Raw genomic sequence first — 14,803 nt, forward strand, 5'->3', positions numbered from 1 at the left:
GTGGTGGGCGATAGCGGGCTCGAACCACTGACCCCCTCCTTGTAAGGGAGGTGCTCTACCAACTGAGCTAATCGCCCCGTCGTCGATGGAGGTGCATTATAGGGATACTGCGTTCTGAGTCAACGGTTTTTGAATAGATTTTTTCTGTTCGTTGCAAAAATAATCAAGATGTTTTAATTATCACCTAAGAAGTACCCTTTTTAATCAATTATCTACATTATCCTACTAAATTTTATTAGAAAAAAATCATCCAAAGCCCACCAGACTAAAAAATTTAGCGGTTATTTTCCCAATTTGATGATTTTCTTTATCAGTATAGGGATAAGCAGATTGAGGATTCACTACAGGGTGATAGAATAGAGGAACTTTTAGCAATGCTTACGATGATCATAAGCGCATTAAGAAACAACGTTTCGCAATTAAGGCAATCTCGATGAGTAAAATCAAAACCCGTTTTGCACCAAGCCCAACTGGCTACTTGCACGTTGGTGGTGCTCGTACCGCCCTGTATTCCTGGTTATATAGTCGCCACAATCAGGGCGAATTTGTCCTGCGTATTGAAGATACCGACTTAGAACGTTCAACTCAGGAAGCTATCGATGCCATTATGGACGGTATGAACTGGTTGAATTTAAATTGGGATGAAGGTCCTTACTATCAAACTAAGCGTTTCGACCGCTACAATGCGGTAATCGATACCATGTTAGAAGCAGGTACCGCTTACCGCTGCTACTGCTCTAAAGAGCGTTTAGAAGCGTTACGCGAAGAACAAATGGCAAAAGGTGAAAAACCTCGCTATGACGGTTGTTGCCGTGACCATGAACATAACCACACTGCGGCAGAACCACATGTTGTTCGCTTCCGTAACCCGCAAGAAGGTTCCGTTATTTTCAATGACACCATTCGTGGTCCAATTGAATTCAGTAACCAAGAACTGGATGACTTAATCATCCGTCGCACTGATGGTTCTCCAACGTATAACTTCTGTGTGGTGATTGATGACTGGGATATGGAAATTACTCATGTCATTCGTGGTGAAGACCATATCAATAACACCCCTCGCCAAATCAACATTCTCAAAGCATTAGGCGCGCCAGTGCCTGAATATGCCCACGTTTCGATGATTTTAGGTGATGATGGTAAAAAACTGTCTAAACGCCATGGCGCTGTTAGTGTTATGCAATATCGCGATGACGGTTACCTGCCACAAGCACTATTAAACTATTTAGTACGTTTAGGCTGGTCACACGGCGACCAAGAGATCTTCTCAATTGAAGAAATGAAAGAATATTTCTCTCTTGATGCTATCAGCAAATCAGCGAGTGCATTCAACACTGAGAAATTACAGTGGCTGAACCATCACTACATCAATACCCTGCCAGCTGAAGAAGTCGCAACTTACCTTGCATGGCATATCGAACAGCAAAATATCGACACCAGCACAGGTCCACAGTTAGTTGAATTAATCAAGTTACTGGGTGAGCGCTGTAAAACACTGAAAGAAATGGCGGAATCTTGCCACTACTTCTATCAGGATTTTGAAGAGTTTGATGCTGATGCAGCAAAAAAACACTTACGCCCAGTTGCACGTCAGCCATTAGAAGTGGTGAAAGACAAATTAATCGCTATTTCCGATTGGACGGCAGAGAATGTCCATCAAGCGATTGAAGCGACTGCGGCTGAATTAGACGTGGGTATGGGTAAAGTAGGAATGCCTTTACGTGTAGCGGTAACGGGTGCAGGTCAATCTCCAGGGTTAGATGTTACCGTTCATGCTATCGGTCAGGCTCGCTCTGTGGCTCGTATCGAAAAAGCATTAGCGTTTATCGCAGAACGCGAAGCATCCGCACAATAAATTTCTAAACAAGATTCCTCTCTATATACTGCCTCTTAACTTAAGGGGCAGTTTTTTTTTCAGCTACCATATCAAATGGAAATCGATTGCAAAATGTTCTATATTTCAGCAGTTAAACCCGAAAAACATATTAATATATTGACACTCCAACCGAGCTTGAATATGATGCCTCCCGTCCAAAAGATTTTGTTTGGGGCTATAGCTCAGCTGGGAGAGCGCTTGCATGGCATGCAAGAGGTCAGCGGTTCGATCCCGCTTAGCTCCACCAAACTCTTTCCTATCTCCCTTTAATTTATTCTTTATTCTTCCAAATCCCATTTGCAGTTATTCTTGGAATTTAGCCTAATTCACTTTCTTCTACTTTACCGTCTATTCACATTTGATTAACTCATATATAATTGGCTCATAATTTTATTTAAATGAAATTATTCAGATGTGTAATCACACATCGTCCGTATTCCATTTCAACTAGGTGAGTTATGCCACACATAGATGCCGATATCATTGTGATAGGAGCAGGCGTTTCAGGTTTATCAGTCGCAAATCAATTACAGTCACAACCCCAAAACTCCCAACATAAAAAAGTCCTTATCTTAGAAGCACGCGACCGTCTTGGTGGGCGTATTCATACGCGTGAAATTGATAACCAATTTTATGATTTAGGCGCTTCTTGGATCCACGGTATTACCGACAATCCAATTAGTGCAATCGCACAACAGCACCATATCCAAACCGTTGTTTTCAATTACCAAGACGCTATTTTCTATAAAAAAAATGGCTTGGTTTTGTGTGAGAACGAAAAAGAGGCTTTTGAAGCGGGTCTTGACTATTTAATGGAACAGTTTGAAACCATTTCATCACCCTGCCAATTTAACAATGCAGCCGAAGCGTTAAATAGTTGGTTGCAAAGCCCTGAATTCCACCATTTATTGACAGTAGACCACCATGCAAGTCAATCCCTGTTTGAACAGCTACAAACAGGTTTACATGAGTTTTTTGAAGTTATCGCTGAAGATCCCTGTGCTTGCACATTAGAGACATTATCTCCCTATTTTTTACAACTTGAAGGCTTTTGTGAAGGCGATGAAGTGATCTTCCCTCGCGGATATTCCCAAATTATCGAAACGCTATCAAATGGGCTGGATATTCGCCTTAACCATCCAGTTGAACATATTCATTACTTAGATAATTATGTCACTATCACCACGCTTAATGGACAACAATTCAATGCCCATAAAGTCGTTGTCACCGTACCGCTAGGGGTGTTGAAGAAAAACAAAATTCATTTTACGCCTGCACTGCCTGAAAAAACTCAAGAAGCTATTCATCAGTTAGGTTTCGGTGTATTCAACAAGTTATTTGTCACCTTTGAACAGGCTTTCTGGCGTAAAAACTCACTCAATAACGTCAATAGTATGTATATTCATGAGTCTGATTATTGGCTAAATTTTATGGATGTGAGTGCAATTTACCAAAAACCAACGTTGCTGTTTTTATTTGGTGGGTTATCCGCAAAATGGCTTGAAGAGTGTGATGAATACGCCGCATGGCATGAACTGCAACAATCGCTCAGTAAGGTATTTGATAATGTACCCGCACCTATACAGCTGATAAAAACCGAGTGGGAAAAAGATATTTACGCTTATGGTTCGTTTAGCTACCCCGCCCCTAACTATTCGGCGGATCAAATAGCCCAGTTAAAACAGCCTATTGATAACAAAATTTTCTTTGCTGGAGAACATTTAGCACTATTAGGAGCCGGCACCGTACATGGTGCTTACCAATCGGGTATAGATACGGCCAACAGCCTACTCAACACGCTTTAATTATCGATTAAGCCTCTAACCCTTACCTTCGTTTTAGGGGCTTAACAATACTATCTAGCCCTTCTATCTTCAGCCCGAGCGTCATCTCCATCAATTGCCCTAATCGCCCTGCCGGAAACTCCCCTTTTTTATAAAACCACAGCAAGTATTCCTCAGGAAGATCAATCAGGACACAACCTTTATATTTACCAAATGGCATCGATGTATTGGCTATATCGAGTAAGTCTTGTTTTTCCATTTCTTCCCCATTCCTTCTAAACAGAAAGCGTTAAACATAAAAAAACGGCATTCACTGAATGCCGTTTCTCACTGTAACACTTTTTATCGTAATGACTACAGGATTAATCCAACCACCGCAGCAGATAAGAAGCTTACCAGCGTTGAACCGTACAGTAATTTCAGACCAAAACGTGCAACGGTATTACCTTGTTTTTCATCTAACCCTTTAATTGCACCAGCAATAATACCGATGGAAGAGAAGTTAGCGAATGACACTAAGAATACCGATAAGATGCCCACAGAGCGGTCAGATAAACCCGATGCTACCGCTTTTAAGCCATCCATTGCCACGAATTCGTTGGTCACCATTTTCACTGCCATGATGCCGCCAACTTGTAGCGCTTCATTCGCAGGGATACCTAACATCCAAGCAAATGGATAGAACACATAGCCCAGCATAGTTTGGAAGCTAACATTGAAAATTGCAGAACAGATTCCATTAACCATCGCAATCAGGGCGATAAAACCAATCAGCATCGCAGAAACGATAATCGCAACTTTAAACCCTGCAAGAATATATTCACCCAGCATTTCGAAGAAGCTTTGACCTTCATGCAGGCTGCGCATTTGGATCTCTTTTTCCCCTTCTGGTGGGTAAGGGTTGATCAGCGATAACACCACGAATGTACCAAACATGTTTAAGACCAAAGCGGCAACCACATATTTTGGATCTAACATGGTCATGTATGCACCCACGATGGACATTGAAACGGTAGACATCGCCGTTGCCGCCATGGTGTACATTCTTCTTTCTGACATGCTGCCTAATTGGTCTTTATAGGCAATAAAGTTTTCTGACTGACCCAACAGTAATGAACTTACTGCGTTGAATGACTCAAGTTTACCCATGCCGTTTACTTTCGACAGCACCGTACCGATGATGCGGATAACGAAAGGCAGGACTTTAATGTGCTGTAAAATACCAATCAGTGCAGAGATAAAGATAATTGGACACAATACTTGTAGGAAGAAGAATGCTAAGTTGCCTTCAATCATTCCGCCAAAGATAAATTTGGTCCCTTCTGCCGCATAACCCAATAAATGGGTAAATACGCCAGCAACACCAAGAACGAAAGACTCACCGATACCTGATTTTAAGAACAGGTAAGCGAGTGCAATTTGGATCACAAGTAATTGAATAACATAACGAGGGCGGATCCCTCTACGGTTACTACTCGCTAAAATAGCGAGAGCGCCGATGATGACAATGGATAAAATAAAGTGCAGGATCGAGGTCATATTTGACTCCAACAAAGTTACGAATCAGTCTATGCGCATATTCTATGTAATAGACAACATTTAAATGAGATTAACGTCACATTAATATGAAAACTGACTCAGCCTATCTTTCAAAAGTCACGACCAGATCACGTTTCATGAGTAACACATTAATAACAACTGTAAAAATGTTAGCCCGAAAATAAGAAATGCCATTATCACCGTGGACGATAATGGCATTGCGCATTAAATATAGGTCACGATTAGATATTCAGCAAACGAATTAATTCTTCTTCATCAATGACTTTTATCCCCAATTCTGTCGCTTTCGCTAACTTTGAACCCGCCGCTTCACCGGCAATCACCAAGTCAGTTTTTTTCGATACACTACCCGCGACTTTCGCGCCTAAGGCAATCAATCTATCCTTAGCTTCATCGCGAGAAAGCGTTGACATCGATCCGGTTAGCACGACCGTTTTTCCAGCAAATGGGCTATCGATGTCAGCACTGTTAATCACTTTCACTTCAGGCCAGTGGATGTTCGCGATGGTCAGTAAATCATGAATCACTTGGCGATTGTGCTCTTCGCGGAAGAAATGCACCACATGTTTTGCCACCACTTCACCAATATCTTGAACGGTTTTCAGTGATTCTTCATCCGCCGCCATCACCGCATCTAATGATGCATAATGTGCTGCAAGGTTCGCCGCTGTCGCCTCACCCACTTCACGGATCCCTAATGCATAGATAAAGCGAGCCAGTGTCGTTTGTTTGGATTTTTCGAGCGCATCAATGAGTTTTTGTGCAGATTTCGGTCCCATTCGTTCTAGGCCGGTTAATTTACCCGCTGATAATTGATAGAGCTGCGCCGCATTTTTCACATATTCCGCGTCGACCAGCTGCTCAATAATTTTATCCCCCATCCCATCGACATCCATCGCACGGCGAGAAACAAAGTGTTTCAGTGATTCTTTTAATTGAGCGCCACAGGTTAATCCGCCGGTGCAACGTGCCACCGCTTCCCCTTCGATACGCTCAATATCCGAATTACAGACTGGGCAATGGGTTGGGAATAAAATTTCACGACTATCCGCAGGGCGTTTATCTAGCACGACACTCACGATTTGAGGAATAACATCCCCTGCTCGACGGATCACAACAGTATCCCCAATGCGAACACCCAAACGGTCAATTTCATCCGCGTTATGGAGTGTGGCATTACTCACCACAACACCCGCAACTTGCACTGGCTCTAATCGAGCCACGGGCGTAATCGCCCCTGTGCGCCCCACTTGGAACTCGACATCTTTTAGTAATGTGATTTGCTCTTGAGCTGGGAATTTAAACGCCGTCGCCCAGCGTGGTGCCCGGGAAACAAAACCTAATTCTTCTTGAGTGGCAATATCATTCACTTTAATCACGACACCATCGATATCAAAACCGAGCGTCGGGCGAATTTTTTCAACATGGTGATAGAAATCAAGCACTTGCTGGCAACCAACACGTAGCTGTACATGCTCACTCACTGGCAGCCCCCACGCTTTAAATTGCATCAAGCGCTCATAATGGGTATCTGGCAATGTTTTGCCTTCCACCAGTCCTACACCATAGCAGTAGAAAGTTAATGGACGTTTAGCGGTAATACGCGGGTCTAACTGGCGAAGAGAACCCGCCGCCGCATTGCGTGGGTTAGCGAAAATCTTACCATCTGTTTTACGCGCTTCTTCGTTCATGGCCTCAAAGCCTTTTTGAGGCATAAAAACTTCACCACGAATTTCAACACGGGCAGGAATATTATCCCCCCGTAAACGTAGCGGAATAGCTTTGATCGTGCGTACGTTGGCCGTGATATTTTCGCCAACAGTACCATCACCACGGGTTGCCGCTTGAACTAACTCACCATTTTCATACAGCAAACTAACGGCTAGACCATCCAATTTAAGTTCGCAGCAGAATGTCAATTCCGTGTGATTATGCAGTCGGTCTTTCACGCGTTTATCAAATGCAAGATAGCTTTCTTCATCAAATACGTTATCTAAAGAAAGCATGGGAATTTCATGGCGAACTGTATCAAATGCGGCTAATGGCGCAGCGCCCACTCGCTGGGTTGGGGAATCTGTGGTGATCAGTTCTGGATGCTGCGCTTCGAGGCTTTTAAGTTCCTGCATCAGCTTGTCATATTCCACATCAGGAATTTCTGGTGCATCCATAACGTGATAGAGGTATTCGTGATGGCGCAATTGTTGTTTTAACGCGTCTATTTTTTGCGTGAGTGCATCTGAGGTTTGTTTCGTCGTCATGTTTCACCAATAGATATAAAAAACCCCCTGAATCGGGGGTTTTAATTAACTTAATGTATTTCGAATTCTAGCATGATACACCTCTATTTTTTGAGGTGTCAGTATTTTTCGTTCATCATCCAACACAACACCACCTGCATCTGATGCAATACGTTGTGCCGCTTGGAGCATTAATTTAAAGTTCTGGCTAGCTTCACCATAAGACGGCACCATCATAAAGATAGAGACGCCCGGTGTGGTGAAATCAGACATAGCTTCTGGGTCAAATGACCCCGGTTTCACCATATTTGCCAAACTAAATAATACTGGCCCCGATCCCGCTGGATGAACGTGACGGTGGAAGATATTCATGGCACCGAATTGGAAGCCAGCTTGAAGAATGCTTTGCAGTAATGCTTCACCTTCAAGAACCTGCCCGTGATGCGCTGCAACATGCAGTACCAGAACAATTTCTTTTTCGCTTGCAACTGCCGCTTTTTCTGCTGGTGCACTTGGTGCTTCGTGATCGACTTCACTATGAGGTTGAGCCACAGGTTGTACCGCTTCTTGATGAACAGAGACTTGTGGTACAGACTCTTGCTGTGCAGACACATGAATTTTCGGCTCTGTATGAATGCGTACAGGTTCTGAAACATGCTCTTGTAAATCTGCTTCATCTGCCATATTAATCGTCAATTGCTCAGGAGCATGGCGATTATCAACATGTGGAGCAAACACAGGCTCAGAAGCTGTTGGTTTAACTGGCTTTGAAGCAGGCTGTGGTGAGTGCTCCGCAGTTAAATTAAACTCAGGCTCAGCGTCACGTTGAATTGTATGGGGTTGAGAAACAGGTTCAGCACGTGGCTCCTCTTTCACCATATAGATAGGCTGATCTTCAACAGCGGCTTTTTGTACCGGTTGATTTTCAGTAAACAGAGCAGAATCATCATATTCTGATGAATTTTCCTGCGTGTCATTCTTTCTACGTTTTACAGGTCTGTCGCGAAATAACTTAGAGCGCTCTTTACGGCTGGTCCATAAACCATGCAGTAATAAAGCGACAATGGCTATCGCACCTACGACCACTAATATTAGACGCAAATCCTGCATCGCTGCTATCTCTAGTTGATGAATAATGATGCCATCACGGCGGAAACTACCTTAAGATTATTTCTCAATTGCTCTAAGTGCAACCCTCAGAACGATTTTCTTACAAGAAAGAGAATATTCCGCCTTCGTTTGCTGCTTTTTTAAACAAAATTATCACTAGTCAGTGTAATTTCATACCTATATGATACATGCTCACCCGCAAAGGAGATAATAAGAAGTATGACCCAATCGACATTTTCGCCACAAAAAAATCACTCTGGTTTTTATTACTTTTCACAAGGGTGGCGACTAATCACTCGTCCTGGCATTAAGCGTTTTGTTATTTTACCCCTATTAGCAAACATTCTGCTGCTTGGTGGCGCTTTTTGGTGGTTATACAGCAAGCTTGGCGGATGGATTGAGCAGGTAATGAGCTACATCCCTAGCTGGCTACAATGGCTTGACTATCTGATTTGGCCTGTCGCCGTCATTTCTATCTTACTGGTTTTCAGCTATTTCTTTAGCACGATTGCCAATATCATCGCGGCTCCGTTTAACGGCTGGCTATCAGAGCATTTAGAAGCTGAATTGACCGGTAAGCCTGCACCTGATACGGGAATGGCAGAATTGCTAAAAGATGTACCGCGCATGATTAAACGCGAATTTGTGCGAATTGCTTACTATTTGCCGCGAGCCATAGTGTTATTGGTGCTGTTCTTTATTCCCGGTATTGGGCAAACTGTTGCACCCGTTTTATGGTTCCTGTTCGGCGCTTGGATGATGTCTATTCAATATTGCGATTACCCATTTGATAACCATCGAGTTGGGTTTAACGACATGAAGCAAGCACTCTCAAAAGACCGAGTGAATAATGTTCAATTTGGTGGTGCCGTCAGCTTATTAATGATGATCCCAATTTTGAATTTAGTCATCATGCCGGTTGCAGTTTGTGGCGCAACCTTAATGTGGGTTGACCGTTATCGCGCTCGTTATGCTCGCTATTAGCCCTTATCAAAACTAACGCTTTCTAGGGATATGCAGGTACCTATCTGCATATCCTTCTCCACTGCTCCTACTCTCAAATTCGCCCGATATCAAACATTCCATCTTAGTTATAATAATCCAATTTTAAATAACCCATGGTTATATTCTAGCGTTAAATCATATTTGCAATAATCAGATGTTCGAGTATGTTGAATTCATATTCAATTTTGAAAACACACCTAATTCTTGGCTAACCGTTAATTTTAAGGATGTCCCATGAGCAAAATTTATGAAGATAATTCGTTGACCATTGGAAATACTCCATTAGTGCGTTTACAGCATTTTGGCAACGGTAATATTTTGGCAAAAGTGGAATCTCGTAACCCAAGCTTCAGCGTGAAATGCCGTGTGGGCGCGAACATGATTTGGGATGCAGAGAAAAAAGGCATCCTGACAAAAGATAAAGAACTGGTTGAGCCAACAAGCGGAAATACAGGTATTGCCCTCGCTTACGTGGCTGCGGCTCGCGGTTATAAACTGACGCTAACCATGCCAGAAACCATGAGCGTAGAACGCCGTAAACTTCTAAAAGCCCTTGGCGCTAATTTAATCCTAACTGAAGGCGCCAAAGGTATGAAAGGCGCTATTGCGAAAGCGGAAGAAATCGTCAACAGCAACCCAAGTAAGTATCTGCTATTACAGCAATTTAGTAACCCAGCCAACCCAGCCATTCACGAGAAAACGACCGGACCTGAAATATGGAATGATACTGATGGCAACGTGGATGTCGTTGTTTCTGGTGTTGGAACTGGCGGAACTATCACAGGTATTGGACGCTATTTAAAGCAGACAAAAGGGAAAAAAGATGTGGTAATGGTTGCCGTTGAACCCGCAACTTCCCCAGTAATCACTCAAGCTCTTTCTGGTGAAGAAATTAAGCCAGGCCCCCATAAAATCCAAGGAATCGGTGCTGGTTTTATCCCTGGCAACTTAGACCTTTCTATTATTGATAAAGTCCTGCAAATTACTGATGACGAAGCAATTTCAACCGCTCGTGAGTTAATGGAAAAAGAAGGTATTCTGGCAGGTATTTCTTCGGGTGCTGCGATTGCGGCAGCCGCTAAACTTGCTGCACTACCAGAATATAAAGACAAAAATATTGTGGTCATTCTTCCGTCTTCAGGAGAGCGTTACTTATCCACCGCACTGTTTGCAGATATTAATGCTGAATAATGATTGTTAGGTTAACATTACGTTAAAAAAGCACCAATTAGGTGCTTTTTTTGTGGGTGAGATCATAGATTAGCACGGATTGGGATGATTTATTATCCGGCATTTAGTATTAAACATAGTAATTATTTCACACCTCGAAATTAATCATTTTTTAGTCACTCATCCATTGAATGGCAAAATACCCACTAAAAGCGTCGTGTGAAATTTAAGCTAAATAAATGATAATTTGGTTGATACCAAACAAAGTAGAAAACCAAATGAATCGTTGATAATCTAAATTATACGCATGCTCAGCATATTTCATCTACAATAGGCTGTGTCATCATAAAAATCTTAAAATCACTGAGGAAATATTATGTTCCAGCAAGAAGTTACTATTACAGCACCTAACGGTTTACATACTCGTCCTGCGGCTCAATTCGTTAAAGAAGCAAAAGCGTTCACTTCAGACATTACTCTGAGTTCAGGAGGCAAGTCAGCTAGCGCAAAAAGCCTGTTCAAACTACAAACATTAGGTTTAACCCAAGGCACCGTAGTCACCATTTCTGCTGAAGGTGAAGATGAGCAACAAGCAGTTGAATTTTTAGTTAAACTGATGGGCGAATTAGAATAACGTTTCACTTTGCCATCTTGTTTTAACGTAATAATTCCCTGTCCCTGAATAGATTATTCGGGGACACCTGCTTAATCACTTATATCTACTGTTGTCTCTGCAACATCAAATCTCCTATCAGTAGTAAGGTAATATTATGATTTCAGGAATTTTAGTATCCCCAGGTTTTGCTTTTGGTCAGGCTCTCATCCTCAAAGAAGATCCTATTGTTGTCAGCACCCGTAAAATCACTGACGAGCAAATTGATAAAGAGATCCAAAACTTCATTGATGGACGTAACAAATCAGCTGAGCAGCTTAGCCTTATCAAAGATAAAGCAGAAAAAAATCTTGGTGCGGAAAAAGCTGAGATTTTTGAAGGTCATATCATGCTGCTGGAAGATGAAGAATTAGAGCAAGAAATTGTCTCTCTCATCAAAGGCGATAAAAAAACCGCAGATGCGGCGGTATACTCAGTCATTGAAGACCAAGCCCAAGCATTAGAAGCATTAGACGACGAATACCTAAAAGAGCGTGCCGCTGACGTACGCGATATTGGTAAACGACTGCTCAGAAACATTCTGAATATGCCGATTGTGGATTTAAGTGCAATCACCGAAGAAGTTATTTTAGTCGCCCCAGATTTGACACCATCCGAAACCGCTCAGTTAAACTTAGACAAAGTATTAGGTTTTATCACTGACCTCGGTGGTCGTACTTCCCATACCTCTATCATGGCTCGTTCACTGGAAATTCCTGCGATTGTCGGTACCACCGATGCGACCAGCAAAGTGAAAAGCGGTGATTTTATTGTATTAGATGGCGTGAACAACACCATTTACCTCAATCCATCTGAAAGCGAAATTGATAAACTGAAAGCCTTCAGAAATGAATACCAGCAAGAAAAAGAAGAGCTGGCAAAATTAAAAGATTTACCGGCAATGACCTTAGACGGTCATCAAGTTGAAGTCTGTGCAAACATCGGTACTGTGCGTGATGTTGCAGGTGCTGAGCGTAATGGCGCAGAAGGTGTAGGTCTATACCGCACTGAATTCTTATTCATGGATAGAGACGCTCTGCCAACAGAAGAAGAGCAATTCCAAGCATATAAAGCTGTAGCAGAAGCCATGGGCAGCCAAGCCGTGATTGTACGTACAATGGATATTGGTGGTGATAAAGACTTACCTTACATGAACTTACCGAAGGAAGAGAACCCATTCCTTGGCTGGCGTGCAATTCGTATTTGTCTTGACCGCAAAGAAATTCTACACTCTCAATTAAGAGCTATTTTAAGGGCGTCTAAATTTGGTAAACTGCGTATCATGTTCCCGATGGTTATTTCTGTCGAAGAAGTTCGAGAACTGAAAGCAGAACTTGAGATGCTTAAAGAGCAGCTACGAGAAGAAGGCAAAGCCTTTGATGAAGCGATTGAAGTCGGTATTATGGTGGAAACGCCAGCTGCAGCAATCATTGCTCATCATTTGGCGAAGGAAGTTGATTTCTTTAGTATTGGGACGAATGATCTCACTCAATACACTTTAGCGGTTGACCGTGGTAATGAGCTGATTTCACACCTTTATAATCCTATGTCTCCAGCCGTCTTGAACTTGATTAAACAAGTGATTGACGCTTCTCACGCGGAAGGTAAATGGACGGGTATGTGTGGTGAATTAGCAGGTGATGAACGTGCGACCTTATTGCTGTTAGGCATGGGGCTGGACGAATTTAGTATGAGCGCAATCTCAATTCCTCGTATCAAAAAGCTGATTCGTAATGCGAATTTTGCAGATACTCAAGCGCTAGCGGAACAAGCACTTGCTCAACCAACAGCCGATGAATTGATGAAACTTGTCGATACCTTTATCCAAGAAAAAACGTTATGCTAACAGCAGCACATTAGTTCGGTCCCATATAAAACGATTAGGAGAAGGTCCATGGGTCTGTTTGACAAACTGAAATCACTAGTTTCGGAAGACAAGAGTAGCAGTGGCAATATTGAAATCATCGCGCCATTATCAGGCGAGATAGTCAATATTGAAGATGTACCAGACGTTGTGTTCGCAGAAAAAATTGTTGGTGACGGTATTGCTATCAAGCCTTCTGGCAACAAAATTGTGGCTCCGGTTGATGGTACAATCGGTAAAATCTTTGAAACTAACCATGCGTTTTCTATTGAATCTGATGATGGTATCGAACTGTTTGTTCACTTCGGTATTGATACTGTTGAACTCAAAGGCGAAGGCTTTAAACGTATCGCAGAAGAAGGTCAATCTGTGAAAAAAGGCGACGTTGTCATTGAGTTTGACTTAGCCCTGTTAGAAGAAAAAGCAAAATCAGTTCTGACTCCAGTTGTTATTTCAAACATGGACGAGATCAAAGAGCTGAATAAATTAAGCGGTACCGTGACTGTGGGTGAAACAGTCATTATGCGTATTAAGAAATAATTGCGCTAAACCTTAAAAAGCAGCTTAATAACAAACCACCAGCGACATTTTTGCCCTGGTGGTTTTTTGTTGGGTTCTATTTTCTAGTCGTTGATTTATCAAAAAACGTTTACTTATCAAAAACACCTGTCGACAAATAGCGATCACCACGGTCACAAATAATCGCCACAATCACCGCATGAGGGTTCTCTTTTGCTACACGCAACGCACCCGCTACCGCTCCGCCAGAACTTACACCACAGAAAATACCTTCACGTTTTGCTAAAGCACGCATCGTATCTTCAGCTTCTTGCTGATTAATATCGAGTACAGTATCCACTAATTCACTGTCAAAAATCCCCGGTAAATATTCTGGAGACCAACGACGAATCCCTGGGATTTGGCTCTTTTCAGCGGGTTGTAAGCCCACAACTTCCACATCTTGTGATTGGCTTTTTAAGTAACGACTCACGCCAGTGATGGTGCCTGTTGTCCCCATACTGGACACAAAATGGGTAATTCGCCCTGCTGTTTGTTGCCAGATCTCGGGTCCTGTAGTTTTAAAATGGGCTAAAGGATTATCAGGGTTATTAAATTGGTCTAAAACCTTCCCTTCGCCTCGCTTAGCCATCTCTTGAGCTAAGTCCCTCGCCCCTTCCATTCCTACTGTCGTACTCACTAAAATAAGTTCTGCACCATAAGCTTGCATAGACGCTTTACGCTCTTGGCTCATGTTATCCGGCATTAACAGCTTCAGTTTGTAACCTTTCACCGCAGCAATCATCGCTAAAGCGATCCCTGTATTGCCACTGGTGGCTTCAATAAGCGTATCTCCCGGTTTGATCTCCCCGCGTTTTTCCGCTTCGTTGATCATCGAAAATGCCGCTCTATCTTTTACTGAACCGGCAGGGTTATTTCCTTCAAGCTTTACCCAGATTTCAGCATCCAAACCTTCCGTTAGACGTTGCAAGCGAACCAACGGCGTATGACCAATAAACTGTTCCAACGTTGACACTGTGTTTTTCC

General features: G+C 42.6%; 12 protein-coding genes and 2 tRNA genes. 8 read left to right on the forward strand and 6 right to left on the reverse strand.

Annotated features, from left to right (window positions below; genetic code table 11):
• Position 1: 1 nt before the first annotated feature.
• Positions 2-77: transfer RNA gene (locus JK188_RS00005), tRNA-Val, on the reverse strand.
• 356 nt (positions 78-433) lie between these two features.
• On the opposite strand from JK188_RS00005, the gene gltX reads away from it, so the two are divergent.
• The 3 genes from gltX (at position 434) to JK188_RS00020 (ending at position 3,681) form a co-directional block, all read left to right on the forward strand.
• On the forward strand, positions 434-1,855 hold the full coding sequence (gltX, locus tag JK188_RS00010; RefSeq protein ID WP_211886116.1) for a glutamate--tRNA ligase: 1,422 nt from the start codon (positions 434-436) through the stop codon (positions 1,853-1,855).
• A 192-nt stretch (positions 1,856-2,047) separates the two neighbouring features.
• A tRNA-Ala gene (locus tag JK188_RS00015) sits at positions 2,048-2,123 on the forward strand.
• A gap of 211 nt (positions 2,124-2,334) precedes the next feature.
• On the forward strand, positions 2,335-3,681 hold the full coding sequence (locus JK188_RS00020; RefSeq protein ID WP_211886118.1) for a flavin monoamine oxidase family protein: 1,347 nt from the start codon (positions 2,335-2,337) through the stop codon (positions 3,679-3,681).
• Positions 3,682-3,703: 22 nt separating this feature from the next.
• Here JK188_RS00020 and JK188_RS00025 read toward each other — a convergent pair whose 3' ends face one another.
• The 4 genes from JK188_RS00025 to zipA all read right to left on the reverse strand — a co-directional run bounded on the left by JK188_RS00025 (position 3,704) and on the right by zipA (position 8,567).
• Positions 3,704-3,919 (reverse strand): DUF3820 family protein, encoded by a 216-nt coding sequence (locus tag JK188_RS00025; RefSeq protein ID WP_211886127.1) that lies wholly within the window; start codon positions 3,917-3,919, stop codon positions 3,704-3,706.
• Between the two features lie 95 nt (positions 3,920-4,014).
• Positions 4,015-5,199, reverse strand: a complete 1,185-nt coding sequence (locus tag JK188_RS00030) for a NupC/NupG family nucleoside CNT transporter (protein ID WP_036949543.1) — start codon at positions 5,197-5,199, stop codon at positions 4,015-4,017.
• A 242-nt stretch (positions 5,200-5,441) separates the two neighbouring features.
• On the reverse strand, positions 5,442-7,478 hold the full coding sequence (ligA, locus tag JK188_RS00035; protein ID WP_211886129.1) for an NAD-dependent DNA ligase LigA: 2,037 nt from the start codon (positions 7,476-7,478) through the stop codon (positions 5,442-5,444).
• Positions 7,479-7,523: 45 nt separating this feature from the next.
• Positions 7,524-8,567, reverse strand: a complete 1,044-nt coding sequence (gene zipA, locus JK188_RS00040; RefSeq protein WP_211886131.1) for a cell division protein ZipA — start codon at positions 8,565-8,567, stop codon at positions 7,524-7,526.
• 219 nt (positions 8,568-8,786) lie between these two features.
• Between zipA and cysZ the strand changes: the two genes are divergently transcribed.
• The 5 genes from cysZ to crr all read left to right on the forward strand — a co-directional run bounded on the left by cysZ (position 8,787) and on the right by crr (position 13,798).
• The gene (gene cysZ / locus JK188_RS00045) at positions 8,787-9,551 is read left to right on the forward strand and encodes a sulfate transporter CysZ (protein WP_187129367.1); all 765 of its coding nucleotides are present in this window, start codon (positions 8,787-8,789) and stop codon (positions 9,549-9,551) included.
• 255 nt (positions 9,552-9,806) lie between these two features.
• Complete coding sequence (gene cysK / locus JK188_RS00050; protein ID WP_211886133.1) at positions 9,807-10,763, forward strand: cysteine synthase A; 957 nt, start codon at positions 9,807-9,809, stop codon at positions 10,761-10,763.
• A 355-nt stretch (positions 10,764-11,118) separates the two neighbouring features.
• Complete coding sequence (gene ptsH / locus JK188_RS00055) at positions 11,119-11,376, forward strand: phosphocarrier protein Hpr (RefSeq protein ID WP_006658608.1); 258 nt, start codon at positions 11,119-11,121, stop codon at positions 11,374-11,376.
• Positions 11,377-11,512: 136 nt separating this feature from the next.
• Positions 11,513-13,240, forward strand: coding sequence for a phosphoenolpyruvate-protein phosphotransferase PtsI (ptsI, locus tag JK188_RS00060; protein ID WP_211886135.1), 1,728 nt, complete (start codon positions 11,513-11,515; stop codon positions 13,238-13,240).
• A gap of 48 nt (positions 13,241-13,288) precedes the next feature.
• Positions 13,289-13,798 (forward strand): PTS glucose transporter subunit IIA, encoded by a 510-nt coding sequence (gene crr, locus JK188_RS00065; RefSeq protein WP_006658610.1) that lies wholly within the window; start codon positions 13,289-13,291, stop codon positions 13,796-13,798.
• Between the two features lie 109 nt (positions 13,799-13,907).
• On the opposite strand, the gene cysM is transcribed toward crr, so the two are convergent.
• Positions 13,908-14,792, reverse strand: coding sequence for a cysteine synthase CysM (gene cysM / locus JK188_RS00070; protein ID WP_211886137.1), 885 nt, complete (start codon positions 14,790-14,792; stop codon positions 13,908-13,910).
• Positions 14,793-14,803 lie beyond the last annotated feature (11 nt).

Origin of the sequence: Providencia sp. JGM181, assembly GCF_018257375.1 — a bacterium.
Taxonomy (GTDB): Bacteria; Pseudomonadota; Gammaproteobacteria; order Enterobacterales; family Enterobacteriaceae; genus Providencia; species Providencia lanzhouensis.

Bases quoted from the DNA above. Each gene is read 5' to 3' on its own strand.
- gltX (WP_211886116.1), top strand. From the start codon at position 434: ATGAGTAAAATCAAAACCCGTTTTGCACCAAGCCCAACTGGCTACTTG.
- JK188_RS00020 (WP_211886118.1), top strand. From the start codon at position 2,335: ATGCCACACATAGATGCCGATATCATTGTGATAGGAGCAGGCGTTTCA.
- JK188_RS00025 (WP_211886127.1), bottom strand. From the start codon at position 3,919: ATGGAAAAACAAGACTTACTCGATATAGCCAATACATCGATGCCATTT.
- JK188_RS00030 (WP_036949543.1), bottom strand. From the start codon at position 5,199: ATGACCTCGATCCTGCACTTTATTTTATCCATTGTCATCATCGGCGCT.
- ligA (WP_211886129.1), bottom strand. From the start codon at position 7,478: ATGACGACGAAACAAACCTCAGATGCACTCACGCAAAAAATAGACGCG.
- zipA (WP_211886131.1), bottom strand. From the start codon at position 8,567: ATGCAGGATTTGCGTCTAATATTAGTGGTCGTAGGTGCGATAGCCATT.
- cysZ (WP_187129367.1), top strand. From the start codon at position 8,787: ATGACCCAATCGACATTTTCGCCACAAAAAAATCACTCTGGTTTTTAT.
- cysK (WP_211886133.1), top strand. From the start codon at position 9,807: ATGAGCAAAATTTATGAAGATAATTCGTTGACCATTGGAAATACTCCA.
- ptsH (WP_006658608.1), top strand. From the start codon at position 11,119: ATGTTCCAGCAAGAAGTTACTATTACAGCACCTAACGGTTTACATACT.
- ptsI (WP_211886135.1), top strand. From the start codon at position 11,513: ATGATTTCAGGAATTTTAGTATCCCCAGGTTTTGCTTTTGGTCAGGCT.
- crr (WP_006658610.1), top strand. From the start codon at position 13,289: ATGGGTCTGTTTGACAAACTGAAATCACTAGTTTCGGAAGACAAGAGT.